The 14,943-nt window shown below is 73.6% G+C and carries 10 protein-coding genes; 1 reads left to right on the top strand and 9 read right to left on the bottom strand.

Annotated features, from left to right (window positions below):
- Window positions 1-64: 64 nt before the first annotated feature.
- The gene (locus tag QIS96_RS04870; protein ID WP_282541094.1) at window positions 65-487 is read right to left on the bottom strand and encodes a VOC family protein; all 423 of its coding nucleotides are present in this window, start codon (window positions 485-487) and stop codon (window positions 65-67) included.
- A gap of 119 nt (window positions 488-606) precedes the next feature.
- On the opposite strand from QIS96_RS04870, the gene QIS96_RS04865 reads away from it, so the two are divergent.
- On the top strand, window positions 607-3,600 hold the full coding sequence (locus QIS96_RS04865; RefSeq protein ID WP_282541093.1) for a bifunctional [glutamine synthetase] adenylyltransferase/[glutamine synthetase]-adenylyl-L-tyrosine phosphorylase: 2,994 nt from the start codon (window positions 607-609) through the stop codon (window positions 3,598-3,600).
- Window positions 3,601-3,732: 132 nt separating this feature from the next.
- Here QIS96_RS04865 and QIS96_RS04860 read toward each other — a convergent pair whose 3' ends face one another.
- The 8 genes from QIS96_RS04860 to QIS96_RS04825 all read right to left on the bottom strand — a co-directional run bounded on the left by QIS96_RS04860 (window position 3,733) and on the right by QIS96_RS04825 (window position 14,933).
- Window positions 3,733-4,740 carry a phosphatase PAP2 family protein gene (locus tag QIS96_RS04860; protein ID WP_282541092.1) on the bottom strand — a complete coding sequence of 336 codons (1,008 nt, stop codon included), beginning with the start codon at window positions 4,738-4,740 and terminating at the stop codon, window positions 3,733-3,735.
- A 118-nt stretch (window positions 4,741-4,858) separates the two neighbouring features.
- Window positions 4,859-5,896, bottom strand: a complete 1,038-nt coding sequence (locus QIS96_RS04855) for a LacI family DNA-binding transcriptional regulator (protein WP_282541091.1) — start codon at window positions 5,894-5,896, stop codon at window positions 4,859-4,861.
- 220 nt (window positions 5,897-6,116) lie between these two features.
- Window positions 6,117-6,662, bottom strand: coding sequence for a GNAT family N-acetyltransferase (locus tag QIS96_RS04850; protein ID WP_282541090.1), 546 nt, complete (start codon window positions 6,660-6,662; stop codon window positions 6,117-6,119).
- Complete coding sequence (locus QIS96_RS04845) at window positions 6,655-7,362, bottom strand: TetR/AcrR family transcriptional regulator (RefSeq protein ID WP_282541089.1); 708 nt, start codon at window positions 7,360-7,362, stop codon at window positions 6,655-6,657. Before QIS96_RS04845 ends, QIS96_RS04850 begins: the two co-directional genes overlap by 8 nt.
- A 106-nt stretch (window positions 7,363-7,468) precedes the next feature.
- Complete coding sequence (locus QIS96_RS04840; protein WP_282541088.1) at window positions 7,469-8,557, bottom strand: PDR/VanB family oxidoreductase; 1,089 nt, start codon at window positions 8,555-8,557, stop codon at window positions 7,469-7,471.
- 1 nt (window position 8,558) lies between these two features.
- Complete coding sequence (locus QIS96_RS04835) at window positions 8,559-9,485, bottom strand: metal-dependent hydrolase (RefSeq protein WP_282541087.1); 927 nt, start codon at window positions 9,483-9,485, stop codon at window positions 8,559-8,561.
- Between the two features lie 282 nt (window positions 9,486-9,767).
- Entirely contained in the window at window positions 9,768-11,750 is a 1,983-nt protein-coding gene (locus QIS96_RS04830) for a hypothetical protein (RefSeq protein WP_282541086.1), read from the bottom strand.
- Window positions 11,751-11,831: 81 nt separating this feature from the next.
- Window positions 11,832-14,933, bottom strand: a complete 3,102-nt coding sequence (locus QIS96_RS04825; RefSeq protein ID WP_282541085.1) for an alpha-N-acetylglucosaminidase — start codon at window positions 14,931-14,933, stop codon at window positions 11,832-11,834.
- Window positions 14,934-14,943: the final 10 nt, after the last annotated feature.

The raw sequence follows: 14,943 nt of genomic DNA, 5'->3' as shown, positions 1-14,943 counted from the left end.
GCGCCGTCTTTTTTGGGTTTTTGGGGGGGGGGGGGGGGGGGCCGGCCCCCCACCACACCCGCTCTCAGATCACCGACCGCAGCGGTTTCTCCGCCCGGACCCGGTACTCCTGGATGCCCCATCCGTTGCCATCGGGGTCCTTGAAGTGCATGAACGTGCCGCCGTCCTGCTCCGCGTAGACCACGGGCGCGCTCACGTCGAGGCCGCGCCCGGTCAGCTCCGCGTGCGCCTGCTCGATGTCGGCCACGCACAGTTGCAGACCCTGGTACGAGCCGGGCGCCGGGGCCGGGCGGACGTTCAGGCCCTCCAGGTTGTCGCTGATCGCCACCGAACAGCCCGAGCCGGGCGGCGTCAGCTGGACCACGCGCACGCCCGGCATGACCTCGCCGTCGAAGTCCACGTGGAACCCGACCTTGTCGCGGTAGAACTCCTTGGCGCGGTCCACGTCGGAGACGGGCAGGGTGACGACTTCGAGGGTGTACTCCATACGGCCACGGTGCCCCAGGCCCCGGCCCACCGCACCCCGGCCCCGACGCCGCCCCGCCCTGCGGGCCCGCCTGCGACTACGCTCACTCCCGTACGACGTGATCACACGGGAGGCCGAACATGACCACGCCGGGGCGGAGAAGCAGTACCTTCACGCGGCTGCTGCGGCGCGGGTTCACCGACGCCTCCACGGCCGAGCGGCTCCTCGACAGCCCCGAGCTCGCCTCCGTCCGCAACGACCCGGTGCTCCTGGACGCCCTCGGTGCGACCGCCGACCCGGATCTCGCGCTGCTCGGGCTCGTCCGGCTCGTGGAAGCCCAAGCGGAGGACGAGCGGCAGCTGCTGCTCGACACCCTGCTGTCCGCGAAGCCGCTGCGGGACCGGCTGCTCGGCGTGCTCGGCGCCTCCGAAGCCCTCGGCGACCATCTGGCCCGGCACCCCCGCGACTGGCAGGCCCTCGTCACGTACGAGGCGAGCGATCTGCACCCGGGCGTCGAGGAGTTCGAGCAGGGCCTCGCCGACGCCGTCGACCCCGTGACGCTGCGCGTCGCCTACCGGCGCTGCCTGCTCTCCATCGCCGCGCGCGACGTGTGCGGCACCACCGACGTCGCCCAGACCGCAGCCGAACTCGCCGACCTCGCCACCGCCACCCTGCGCGCCGCCCTCGCCATCGCCCGCGGCGCGGCCCGCGAGGACGACGCGCTCTGCTCGCTCGCTGTGATCGCGATGGGCAAGTGCGGCGGCCACGAGCTGAACTACGTCTCCGACGTGGACGTCATCTTCGTCGCCGAGCCCGCCGACGGTGCCGACGAGTCCAAGGCCATGCAGGCCGCGACCCGCCTCGCCTCGCACATGATGCGGATCTGCTCCGAGACGACGATCGAGGGCACCATCTGGCCCGTCGACGCCAACCTGCGGCCCGAGGGGCGCAACGGCCCGCTCGTCCGCACCCTCTCCTCGCACCTCGCCTACTACCAACGCTGGGCCAAGACCTGGGAGTTCCAGGCCCTCCTCAAGGCCCGCCCGGTCGCCGGCGACCCCGAGCTCGGCGAGGCGTACGTGGAGACCCTCGCCCCGCTGGTCTGGCAGGCCGCCGAGCGGGACAACTTCGTGCCCGACGTGCAGAAGATGCGCCGCCGGGTCGTGGACAACATCCCCGCCGCCGAGATCGAACGCGAGCTGAAACTCGGCCCCGGCGGCCTGCGCGACGTCGAATTCGCCGTCCAGCTACTGCAGTTGGTGCACGGCAGGGCCGACGCCGCGCTGCGCAGCGGCACCACCCTCGACGCCCTCGCGGCCCTCGCCGACGGCGGGTACGTGGGCCGCGCCGACGCCGCCCAACTGGACGCCGCGTACCGCTTCCTGCGCGCCATGGAGCACCGCATCCAGCTGTACCGGCTCCGCCGCACCCACCTGGTGCCCGAGGACGAGCGGGACCTGCGCCGCCTCGGCCGCTCCCTCGGCCTGCGCACCGAACCCGTCACCGAGCTGAACCGGGCCTGGCGGCGGCACGCGGCCGTGGTCCGCAGGCTGCACGAGAAGATCTTCTACCGCCCGCTCCTCGACGCCGTCGCCCAGCTCGCCCCCGGCGAGACCCGGCTCTCCGCGGCCGCCGCCGGCGAACGCCTCGTCGCCCTCGGGTACGCCGACCCGGCCGCCGCCCTGCGCCACCTGGAGGCCCTCGCCTCCGGCGTCACGCGGAAGGCCGCCATCCAGCGCACCCTGCTGCCCGTACTGCTCGGCTGGTTCGCGGACTCCGCCGACCCGGACGCGGGCCTGCTCGGCTTCCGCAAGGTCTCCGACGCCCTCGGCAAGACCCCCTGGTACCTGCGCCTCCTGCGGGACGAGGGCGCCGCAGCCGAGAACCTCGCCCGCGTCCTGTCCGCCGGCCGGCTCGCCCCCGACCTGCTGCTCCGCGCCCCCGAGGCGGTCGCCCTGCTCGGCGACGCCCGCGGCCTCGAACCGCGCGGCCGGGACCACCTGGAGCAGGAGATCCTCGCCGCGGTCCGCCGGGCCGACGGCGCCGAGCAGGCCGTGGCCGCGGCCCGCGGGGTGCGCCGCCGCGAACTGTTCCGCACCGCCGCCGGCGACCTGATCGGCTCGTACGGCACGGAGGAGAGCCCCGCCGAAGCCGACCCCGGCGCCTTGGTGGACCGGGTCGGCGGCGCGATCTCCGACCTCACCGCCGCCACCCTCGCCGGGACCCTGCGCGCCGTCGTCCGCGCGGGCTGGGGGGACGAGCTGCCCACCCGGTTCGCCGTCATCGGCATGGGCCGCTTCGGCGGCCACGAGCTGGGCTACGGATCCGACGCCGACGTCCTCTTCGTGCACGAGCCGCGCGAAGGGGTCGACGACCACGAGGCCGCGAAGGCCGCCAACCAGGTCGTCGCCGAGATGCGCCGACTCCTCCTGCTGCCCACGTCCGACCCGCCGCTCCTCATCGACGCGGACCTGCGCCCGGAGGGCAAGAGCGGCCCGCTGGTGCGCACCCTCAAGTCGTACGCCGCGTACTACCAGCGCTGGTCGCACGTCTGGGAGAGCCAGGCGCTGCTGCGCGCGGAGCCGGTCGCGGGCGACGCGGACCTGGGCCGCCGCTTCATCGAGCTCGTCGACCCGCTGCGCTACCCGCAGGAGGGCCTCGGCGACGACGCGGTACGCGAGATCCGCCGCCTCAAGGCCCGCATGGAGGCCGAGCGGATGCCGCGCGGAGCCGACCCGACGCTGCACGCCAAGCTGGGCCGCGGCGGGCTCTCCGACGTCGAGTGGACGGTGCAGCTCTTCCAGCTCCAGCAGGGCTGGGCCGAGCCGGGGCTGCGCACGACCCGCACCCGGGAGGCCCTCGCCGCCGCCCGCGCCGCGGAGTTGATCACCACGGAGGACGCGGAGGTCCTCGACGAGGCCTGGGTCCTGGCCACGCGGGTGCGCAACGCGGTGATGCTGGTGCGCGGCCGGGCCGGGGACACGTTCCCGTCGGACGGGCGCGAACTGGCCGCGGTGGGGCGCTATCTCGGGTACGAGGCGGGCACGGTCGGCGAGATGATCGACGACTACCGTCGGATCACTCGGCGGGCTCGGCATGTGGTGGACGAGCTGTTCTACGGGGCTGCGGGGTAGGTTCCGCGGCCCGTTCCGCACCGTCGACTCGGTGCCCGTCGGGCCGGATTTCGGCTGCCGCGCCGTCGTGGCTGGTCGCGCCCACGCGGCGCAGCCGCCCATGTGACAGCCCCGCGCCCCTATCGGGGCCCGTCAGCCCCTCCGGCGGGCTGGATTTGATCCCCTCCCCGCCCCTTCCCGAAAGACTGCCGTCGGCTGTTTTTCGGGTGCCGCGCCGTCGTGGCTGGGCGCGCAGTTCCCCGCGCCCCTGTCGGGCACCCCCGAAGCTGCCGCGGGCTTTCGGGAAGGGGCGGGGTGGGGGAGGTTCACCGGTGTCGCCAGGCGCGGGAGGCGGTACGGGGCCGCCCCGTACCAGAGGTGGGTCGCCGCGAGCGCGGCCACGAGGCAGAGGAGACCGCCGACCGCGTCGAGCCAGAAGTGGTTGGCCGTGGCGATGATCACCACGAGCGTCGCCATCGGATACAGCACCGCGAGCACCCGCACCCACCGCACCCGGGACAGCGTGAACAGCGCGAGCCCGCACCACAGCGACCACCCGATGTGCATGGACGGCATCGCCGCGTACTGGTTCGTCATGTGCTTCAGGTCGCCGGACGCCATCGACCCCCAGGTCTCGTGGACCAGGACCGTGTCGACGAAGCCGCCGTCGAAGAGCCGGGGCGGGGCGAGCGGGAAGAAGTAGAAGCCGACGAGGGCGAGCCCCGTGGTCAGGAACAGCACGGACCGCATCGCCGCGTACCGCCCGGGATGGCGGCGGTACAGCCAGACCAGGACGCCGATCGTCACGATGAAGTGCAGCGTCGCGTAGTAGTAGTTCATGCCGACGACGAGCCACTCCACCGAGTTCACCGTCCTGTTGACGGCATGCTCGAAGGCCAGGCCGAGCGTCTGCTCGGCCTGCCAGATCCAGTCGGCGTTCCGCATCGCCGCGGCCCGCTGCTCGGGGACCGCGTTGCGGACCAGGGAGTACAACCAGTAGCTCACCGCGATGAGGGCCAGCTCGTACCAGAGACGGGGGCGACGGGGGGTGCGCAGTCGGCGCACGAAAGTCCCTGCCGGACGGGCTTCGGCCTCCGCGTCGAGGGGTGAGGCTCCGGCTGCCGTCCAGCCTTCGCGAGTACTCACATTCGTCTCACCCATGGACACAAAGTCTGCCAGATTTTCACCTTTGCCCGATCATCCCTCGGGTGGTTCTTGTGTGCACTTTCTACGCCTCTGGGACTACCCCGGGAAGGCCCGAGGTCGAGGAATCTCCGGTTCAACCCTTAGGGGCGGAAGCCTTGCGCGCAGAAGCAGTTGAACCTCGTACGACCAGTTCGGGCATGAACACGAACTCGCTGCGCGGGGCCGGCGTGCCGCCGATCTCCTCGAGCAGGGTGTTCACCGCGGCCTGGCCCATCGCCGGGACCGGCTTGCGGACGGTGGTCAGCGGCGGGTCGGTGAACGGGATCAGCGGGGAGTCGTCGAAGCCGACCACCGAGACGTCGTCCGGCACTTCGAGGCCGCGCTGCCGGGCCGCACGGACCGCGCCGAGGGCCATCATGTCGCTCGCGCACACCACCGCGGTGCAGCCCCGGTCGAGCAGCGCCGAGGCCGCGGCCTGGCCGCCTTCCAGGGTGAACAGCGAGTGCTGCACGAGCCGCGTGTGGATCTCGTCCTCGCCGAGGCCCAGCTGCTCGCGCATCGCCCGGACGAAGCCCTCGATCTTCCGCCGCACCGGTACGAACCGCTGCGGGCCGAGCGCCAGGCCGATGTCGGTGTGGCCGAGGGAGGCGAGGTGCGTGACGGCCAGGCGCATCGCGGCCCGGTCGTCGGGGGAGATGAACGGGGCCCGCACCTTCTCCGAGAAGCCGTCGACGAGCACGAACGGCACGCCCTGGGCGCGCAGCTGCTCGTACCGGTCCATGTCGGCGCTGGTGTCGGCGTGCAGCCCGGAGACGAAGATGATGCCGGCGACGCCGCGGTCCACGAGCATCTCCGTCAGCTCGTCCTCCGTGGAGCCGCCGGGGGTCTGCGTCGCGAGCACCGGCGTGTACCCCTGCCGGGTCAGGGCCTGGCCGATGACCTGGGCGAGCGCCGGGAAGATCGGGTTCTCCAGCTCCGGCGTGATCAGGCCGACCAGTCCGGCGCTGCGGCTGCGCAGCTTCACCGGGCGCTCGTACCCGAGCACGTCGAGTGCGGCAAGCACGGACTGGCGGGTGGTCGCGGCTACCCCCGGCTTCCCGTTCAGCACCCTGCTGACCGTGGCCTCGCTGACCCCCGCCTGGGCTGCGATGTCGGCAAGCCTCGCGGTCATGGGCGCGACTGTACCGGGCTCCTCGCGAGGGGGCACGACACCCCCTCAACTCCCGCCTCCACGGGGATGGTTCGCCGTCGGCTGTGGTGGTGTGCTCCGTAAGGGGCGCGGGGAACTGCGCGAGCAACCCAGGACGGCCCGCACTCGGCGAAGAAGCGGCACGGGGCAGGCGCGACTCCCGCCCCTCAAGGGGCACGCCACTCCCGCAACCCCCGCCCGGTCAGGGCGACTTGCGCGACGCCCCGAGTCGCTTCTGCAGCAGCGTCACCCCGTACGTACTGCCGTCCGCGGCGACCTTCCCCGGGAGGGCGCCCGCGACCTCGTACCCCGCCGCCTCGTAGTACGTGCGCAGCCGCGGGTTGGACGTGACGCAGTCGAGGCGGGCCAGGGGGCGGCCGCGGGCGGCGATGCGGCGCTCCGCCTCGGCGAGCAGCGCGCGGCCCGTGCCGGGCGGGGCGTCGCGGGCGGTCATCAGGCGGTGCACATAGCCGGCGTCGGGCGCCCGCACACCCCAGGCCTCCACGTCCTCCCACCACAACTCCCAGGCGCCGACGAGGACTTCACCGCGTACGGCGAGCCAGACCTCGCCCTCCTTCAGGCGGGTGCGGAAGTGCGCGGCGTCCTTCTGGCCGGGCTTCCACTGGTCGATGCCGCGCTCGGCCATCCAGCGGGCCGCGGCGTCGTACAGGCCGACGAGTGCGCTCAGGTCCGCGTCCGAGTCGGTGGCCGGGCGGAACGCGAGGGGCGTGCGGGACGCCTCAGGCATGGCTCTGCGGGAGTGGGGCCAGGGCGACGAGGCGGCCGACCAGGTCGGCGAAGTGGCCGTCGGACGGCTCCGTGGCGAGGACGGCGCGCAGCACGGCCGCGATCTCCTCGTCGTACGCCGCGCTCACCGCGGTGAGGGCGACGAAGTCGTGGACCAGCTGGAGCTCCAGCTCGGCGCGCGGCACCCGGCGGCCGTCCAGCCAGAGCAGCGCCGTCGACTCGGCGAGCGAGACCCAGGAGCGGACGACGAGTTCGAGGCGCGCGGACGGCGCGGTGATGCCGATGTGCGCGAGGATCTGCTCGTACGCGGCCTGGCGTACGGAGTCGATCAGGGCGTTCGTCGTCGACGAGCCGACCGCGGGGCCGCCGCGCATCAGAGCCGAGAAGCCGGGGCCGTGCTGGTCGACGAAGTCGAAGAAGCGGCCCATCACCCGCAGCAGGCGGGGGCCGAGGGGGCCCTCGCGCGGCTCCTCGAACCGCGCGGCGAGGTCCACCGCGGCCTTGCGCAGCGCCGCTTCGTACAGGCTGCGCTTGCCCGGGAAGTAGTGGTACACCAGCGGGCGGGAGATTCCCGCCGCACCGGCTATCTCGTCGATGGAGACCTCGTCGGGGGAGCGGTGGCTGAACAGCTCCAGTGCCACGGCGATCAACTGCTCTCGCCGCTCCTCGACTCCCATCCTGCGGCGCACCCCGGTCGTCATATGAACACCCTAACGGCCGGGGGTGCGTTCACCGCCAGGGGTGTGCGCGCCCCGGCCGTCCGCTGCAGGCCGAGGGCCCGCTTGCTGCAGGCCGAGGGCCGGCTCGCTACAGGTCCAGGACCAGCTTCTCGCCGCGGGCGCGGGAGACGCAGATCAGCATCGAGTCGCGCCGCTCCTCGTCGTCGAGCAGCTCGTCCCGGTGGTCCACCTCGCCCGCCACGACCCGCAGTTGGCAGGTGCCGCAGAAGCCCTGCTCGCAGGAGTAGGCGACGCTCGGCAGCTTCTTGCGGACCGCCGCCAGGATCGTCTCGTCGGCCGGGACCTCCACCGTGCCGCCGGTTCGCCGCAGTTCGACCTCGAAGGCGGTGTTGCCCTCGGTGGCCGTCGCGGGCGTGAACCGCTCCAGGTGCAGCGTGCTGCCGTGCGGCAGGGCGGCCGCCACCGCGTCCATCAGGCCCTCGGGACCGCAGCAGTACACGGCCGCGGCCTGCGGCGCCCCGGCGAACAGCGCGGCCGCGTCGGGCCTGCCGTCCTCGTCCTCGGCGATCACCGTGACCCGGCCCCGGCCGCCGCTGCCGAGGCGCTCCACCTCGTCCAGGAACGGCATCGAGGAGCGGGAGCGGCCCGCGTACACCAACTGCCACTGCGCGCCCGAGGCCTCCGCGGCGCGCAGCATCGGCAGGATCGGCGTGATGCCGATGCCGCCGGCCACGAAGACGTACGCGTGTGACCGCTCAAGCGGGAAGCGGTTGCGCGGGCCGCGCACCTCGATCTCGGCGCCCTCGGCCAGCTTCTCGTGCACCTCGCGCGAGCCGCCGCGGCCGTCCTCGATCAGCCGGGTCGCCACCGTGTACGCGGACCGGTCGGCGGGGTCGCCGCAGAGCGAGTACTGCCGGACCGTGCCCGAGGGCAGCACCAGGTCCAGGTGCGCGCCCGGCTCCCAGGCCGGCAGTGGTCCCGGCAGCGTGCCCGACTGCGGGGAGCGCGGCTCCAGGCGCAGCCGGACCACGCCCTCGGCGACCTGGGAGCGGCCCGCGACCCGCAGGCGCTGCGCCCGCCCGCGCGGCCGGCCCGAGATCGGGTTCTCCAGGGCGGGCATGGGCCACAGCGGCGCGGTCGCCATCCGGCTGCGCACGGCCCTGCGGACGAGCAGTGCGGCGCCCGCGAGGGCGACGACGGTGCGGAACTTCGACATCTCAGGCGGCGCCCTTCTCGCGGGCCTCGGCGGCGAGGGCGGCGGGCGAGGACGCCAGGTAGGCGACGGCCTGCTCGGTCGATCCCTCGTGCGAGGGGTGGTACGCACGGTTCAGATAGCGGGGGATGGAGCGGGCCATCGCACCGGCGGTGGGCAGCACGCCCTGCTTGCCCTTGGCGAAGAACTCCTTGAAGGACGCCTTGCCGTCGACGAGCGTCGGGTCGTTCTCCATGAAGAAGCGCGCCCCGCGCTGCCACAGGAAGACGAGCGCGCTGAACGCGGTGGCCCAGGTCCGCACCCGGCGCGAGTACGACCCGTCGACGTGCATGAACAGGTCGAAGGCGACCGAGCGGTGCTCGACCTCCTCGGCGCCGTGCCAGCGCAGCAGGTCCAGCATGGTCGGGTCGGCGCCCCGCCGGTCCAGCTCGTCGGCGTTCAGGACCCAGTCGCCGAGGAACGCGGTGTAGTGCTCGATCGCCGCGATCAGCGCGACCCGCTCCATCAGCCACCACTTGCGCGGCTTGCCCGGCGGCAGCGTCCGGTCGCCGAGCAGCTTCTCGAAGAACCAGTCGATCTGCGCGGTGTACGGGGTCGGGTCCAGGCCCTGCTCGCGCAGGTGCGGCAGGACCTCGTCGTGGGCCTGGGAGTGCATCGCCTCCTGTCCGATGAACCCGATCACGTCGGCGCGCAGCTGCTCGTCCTCGATGTACTGCAGGACCTGCTTGTAGACGTGCACGAACCAGCGCTCGCCCGCGGGCAGCAGGAGGTGCAGGACGTTGATGGTGTGCGTCGTGAACGGGTCGTCCGGCAGCCAGTGCAGCGGCGTCTCCTCCCAGGCGAAGGAGACCTTGCGAGCCTTCAGCGCCGTCCACTCGGAGGCGATGGGCTGCGGCGCCCGGTCCGACCGGGCCAGCGGCGTATTAGACATGGCGTCAATGTACTGACGGGTAAGGAATCCGGGTAGCCCTTGGACGGGCTTTTCTTTGGTTGGGGTGTGCGTGCTTTTCTTGGGTTGAGGTGTGCGTGCGGTTGTACGGGGCTCGGTCCTCTGGGGCTGCCGCCCCAGACCCCGCTTTCCTCGGCCCGCGGCGCGCTCTTTCTCTGCTGCGCCGTCGTGACTGGCCGCGCCCACGCGGCGCAGCCGCCGATGTCACAGCCCCGCGCCCCTGAGGGGGCACCTCCCCTCAAGTGCCGGGCGGGGGAGCGCAGTTCACCGCAGTGCCGATACCTTCGTACCGTCTGCGACGAGTCCTGTCAGCCGGGCGCGGGCGCCCTTGCGGACCGGGGTCGTGAGGACGTTCCCGCGGGCCGTGCCCTTCGCGCCGCCTGTCACGGCGATCGACGTCACGTCCTTGCTGCCCGCGGCGAGGAGGTGCCAGTTGCCCGCCCGCGACTTCCACAGCACCCCGGCGAGCACGCGCGGCTCGCGCGCCCCGCAGGCCGGTGAGTCCTGTGCGCGCGCCGCGATCGCCCCGGTCTCCTTGCCCGGCGCCTGGAACTGGGCGAGGGTTCTGCTGCCCGCGCCCCGCCAGGTCTCGGCCCGGGTGCACACCCAGGTCGCCGTGCCGTTCCCCTCGGGCAGCCGCTGTGCCGCGTACGGCCAGGAGTTCACCTCGCGTACGCCGTTCGAGCTGACCGTGCCGAGAAGGCAGGCCGTACGGGCCCAACTTGTGAGCGCCGCCTTGCCGTTGACCTCGCCCGGCGCTTCGGGTCGGCCGGAGGTGAGGTGGGCCGGGGTGAGCTCGCCGAGGTCGGTCACGAGCCGGGTGGTGGGGCCCCGGGTGCTGGACGGGGCCTCTTCGTGCAGTTCGAGCGCGGCGACCTCCGTGCAGGCGTCGGACTGCGCCACGGCGGTCAGGGGTGCGGTCACGCCGTCCGCCGCGCGCCTCAACTCCCGTGCGGGCGAGGTGGGTCGGCGCAGGTCGCGGACGGCGACGGTACGCACCCACGGCGCCGTCAGATACCGCACCTCGCCCTTGCCCCGGCCCACGACCACCGCCCCCGACGTGGACTGTGCCGCGCCGTCGACCCGGGCGAAGTCGAGGGCCGCGCCGCCGCCCGCCCCGGACCGCGGCTCGGCGTACCGCACCAGGCGCAGGCCGTCGTGCAGCACCACCACGCGGGCCCGGCCGACCTCGCCCGCGTACAGGAGTTGGGCGGGGCCCGGCGGGGCGCCCGAGGGGGTGCCGGGGGTGGCCGAGACCTGCACGGTCGGCCCAGGGCGGGCCCATACGGCGAGGGCGCGGCCGAGCAGCTCGCGGTCGCCGGTGAGTGCGCCGCGGGCCGGCCACACGGAGAAGTCGGTGCGCGCCGAGCGCCGCCACTCGTCCGCTCCCACGCGGGTCAACCGGGCCGGGTCCAGGGCCGCCTCGGCCGCCGGGTTGCGTGCGTATGCCGGGGCCGCCCCGCCGCCGGGTGCGAGTCCGTCGCCGGGCAGCGCGAGGAGCGTGCCGCAGACCAGGGCGGCGGCCGCGGCGGCGAGCGCGGCCCGGCCGTGCTGCCTGCGCCGCATCAGATCCGGCGGCCGGGCCTGGAGGGAGCACGGGTCGAACTCGGGGGAGTCGAGCAGTTCGTACGGGGCGGTCACTCCGTCCGCCTCGGCGAGCGCCGCGTGCGGGTCCGCGACGCCGACGCCTTCGAGGATCCGGCGCACTTCGGCGTCGGGCAGTCTCTCCAGGCCGCGCAGCACGTACGCGGCGCGCGCCGGGCCGCTGAGCGCGGTGAGCTGCTGGTCGAGGGCGAGTTCGTCGGCGCCGCCGGAGCGGGGGAAGAGTCTTAGGCCCCACACCTGCGGCAGCAGCGGCGGCAGTTGGGCGCGCCGCGGCCAGGCCCGCCGCCGCAGCGGAAGCCCCGCCTCCAGTGCGCTGCGCAGGACCCGCAGGCGCACATACCCGTATCCCGGGTCGCCGCCCGGCCCACCCGGCCCACCCGAGCCACTCGCCCCGCGCTGCGGCGGGATCATGGCCCGCTCGACGGTCGCGCGGGCGCGGGGCAGGGCTCGCTGGGTGAGCCAGTGCGCGGTCAGCACGCGCCGGTTGCGGCCGAGGGACGGCGGCAGGACGAGGTAGCCGAGCCGCACGAGCCGCGGATAGTGCTCGACGAGCGCGGCTTCGGCCTGCTCCACGTCGACGACGGGGGCGGGGCCGGGGGAGGAGGCGGGGGCGGTTCGTGTGGCGGCGTCCGAAGAACTCACGTTCAGCAGAACGAGCGAATCGTCAGATGGTCACTCGAACAGGCCGCAGTTCGTGGGGAGTTGACGGCCCATGGCTGTTCCTCACTCCAGTCGGAACCCGCTGAACTCCGCCGTTCCCCGCGCCCCGCTGCCGCCGTGTGTCGCCGTCATGAAGAAGCCGACGTCCTGGCTCGCCGCCGCGCCCGCCACGGGTATCTCAGCGACCGTCTGCCAGCTCGCGCCGTCGTCCGTCGAGCACGCGCCGCGGAAGACGCCGGCCGACCGGCCGAGCCGCAGCAGCACCGGGGCTTTGCGGCCGGTGATCCGCTTGTACGTGTCCAGGGTGCCGTCGCCGTTCGTGTCGTAGGAGAGGACCACGCCGTTCGCGGGCGTCACCGACAGGTTCACGAAGCCCGAAGAGCCGGGGGTGGCGAGGGAGTTGCGGGCGATGAGGCCGGCGCGCGCCCAGGGGCCGGTGGCGTCCTGCGCGTCCACCCGCACCGTCACCGCGACCCCGTCCCGCAGCGCGCCCTCGCGGTATGCGGCGCCGAACTCGGCCGTCCCCTTCCACAGGTCCTGGCCGCCGCCGTTGATCGCGTACCGCTCGTCCGCCTGCCCGAAGACGGCTCCGCTGTTGGTGTACGTCCGCCACATCTCGTCCAGGGGCCCGGCCACGTACAGGCTGCCCGCGACCAGGCTCGTCACCCGCTCCTCGCCCTGCGGGCCGTACCGCACGGTCAGTTCGTACGGCAGGGGCTTCAGGGGTGTGGTGAGTGGTTCGTCGGGGGCCGCGGCGCGCCAGGCGACCTCGCCCTCGCCTGCTGCGGGCACGGACGTCAGGGAGGTGCCGCTCTCCGGTTCGGCGTCGAGGCCGGTGAGGGCGAAGTCCACGCGGCCGGTGGCGCGCAACCCGTTGACGTTGGTGAAAACCGCCCGCACGCGCGCGTGCCCACCGGGCGGGAACGCGGGCGGCTCCGCCGAGACGCTGACGCTGCCCTGGTAGGGGGCGTGGGCCAGCACGTCATGCGCCTGCTTCGCGGTGCGGTACGCGTCGTTGGGCGGGCGCAGTGCGTACGCCTTCCGCTCCCGTGTCCACGGCTCCTCGATCGCATACCAGTCGAAGGTCCGAGGCTCCCGGCTCTCCGTGAGCGCGTCCTCCAGCTCGTCCAGGTACGCCGTCCACTGCGGCAGGTGGAAGTCGCCGATCAGGCCGTGCCAGTCGCGGTTCGCGTAGTTGGCGAGGCGGCCGCCGTCCGCGGTGGGGCGGTCCGCCCACGTGGTGATCAACACCCGTGCGGTGCGCTCCAGTTGGACTTCCTCTGCGGGGGTCGAGGCCATGCGCTTCGCGTCGTCGAGCCACGGTCCGAGCAGGAACGCGCGGTGCGCGCCGGTGACGTCCTCGCTGAGCCGCATCAGCTTCAGCCACAGGCGGGCCAGGGCGCGGAAGGTCTCCAGGTCTTTCCTGCCGTACGCGGCCCGCAGTTGCGGCAGCAGCTGCCAGGACCGGTTGGCGAGGGCCTGCCGCGCCAGGTCCGTGAGGTCGTAGCGGTACGCGTCCGAGCCGCGCAGCGACTCCCGCACTCCGAGCAGCGCCGCGAACGCCCGGTCGAAGCCGCCGGGCGGGAACGCGGGCGTGTGCGTCGCGTAGTACGTACCGGAGTTGGCGGTGAGGCTGGGGCGCGCCGCGAAGATCGAGTCGTGCGGCCGGCCGTCCTTGCTGGTGATCCGGTACGCCGTGTCGCGCAGTGCCGCTGTCGCCGCTCTGGCCTGCTCGTCCGGCCCGCCGTAGCGCAGGTCGGCGTAGTCGCGGAACCATGCGGCGCGGTCCACGGCCTCCTCGCGCCAGGCCAGTTCGGTGAACAGCTCCAGGGCGGCCGGGTCGCGTTCGGCGGCCTCCGGCATGTACGCGGTGCCGGCGAGGGTCGAGCCCGGCTTGTCCCGCCAGAGCGTGAACCGCTCGGTCCACATGTGGGTCTTCGCGCCGATGGTGGTGCGTCCGCCGAAGTTGGGAATGGTGCCGAACGCGTACGGCGCGCCGCCCCAGTCCTTCTCCCGGTCCGTGACGGTCTCCAGGTCGGACAGGCCGTCCACGACGAGCAGCCGGGTCTTGTCCAGCGCGTCGATCACGTCCCGGCGCGGGTTGGCCTGCCAGCCCAGGATCGTCCAGATCGCCCGGGGGCGTGCGGCGTGCAGCGCCCGCTCCACGGCGCGCGCGGCCTCGGGGACCGGTACGTCGCCGGGGTCGCCGCCTTCGTGCAGCAGGTCCATCTTGAACAGGTCGATCTCGCCGAAGAGTTCGGCCTGGTGCCGGTAGAACGCGGCCGCGACCTGGGTGAACGCGTCCGTGCGCGGGTCCAGCCAGGCGGGCCGCCGCAGGCCGTTCCAGTCGCCCTGCGGGACGGTGCGGGCGCCCGGGTTGCGCGCGGCGAAGTCGTCGGGGACGGTCCCGAAGTAGCCGGGGAGGACCGGCTTCATGCCGAGCTCCCGCATCCGGTCGGCGAGCTTCCGCCCCAACTCGACGCGCCGCTCGATGAGTCGGGGGCTGAGCGGTCCGCCGTACGCGCTCATGTTCTGCAGCAGCCACCACGGCTGGTGCGAGGGGGCGGGCAGCCAGCTGCGGGCCTCGGCGTCGGAGTAGCCGAAGTCCTGCAGGAGCCGGTGGTAGACGCCTTCCTGGCCTGCGGTGACGAGCACTTCGTTGCAGCCGTGCAGCGCGAGCACGTCGATCATGCGCTGCCAGCGGGGCCAGTCCGCGTACGGGGCGGTGTAGCCGTCGTGGGTGTCGTTGAAGACGAAGCGGTGCGGCACGGTGGCGGCGCGCTCGAGGGGGTGCTCGGGGGCGGGGAGCCGCTGCGGCAGGTCGAGTTGGCTGCCCGACCAGGAGACGTGCGCGCCGCACACGTACTTCAGATACCAGTGCACGCCGCTGAGGAGCGCCGACGGCCCACTGCCGGCGACGGTGATCCGGCCGGTGGAGCCGCTCACCCTGAACTGCTCGCCGGGGCCGGGGAGTTGCTCCAGTTGGAACTGGTCTGCGTGCTCGGGAAGGAGCCGGTCCAGTGCGGCGCGCACGGGGTCCGGGTCGAGGGCGGGCGTCTGCGTGCGCCGAGCTGTCGCGTGGGACGGGACGGGTGTGCCGAGGACGGTGCCGAGTCCGACGGCTCCGGCCGTCCCGATGACTCTGCGGCGGGACGGGTCAGTCATGTGGTGCCCC

The organism is Streptomyces cavernicola (genome assembly GCF_029968035.1).
GTDB classification, from domain to species: Bacteria; Actinomycetota; Actinomycetes; order Streptomycetales; family Streptomycetaceae; genus Streptomyces; species Streptomyces cavernicola.
This window is presented reverse-complemented; position numbering and strand designations above follow the sequence as displayed.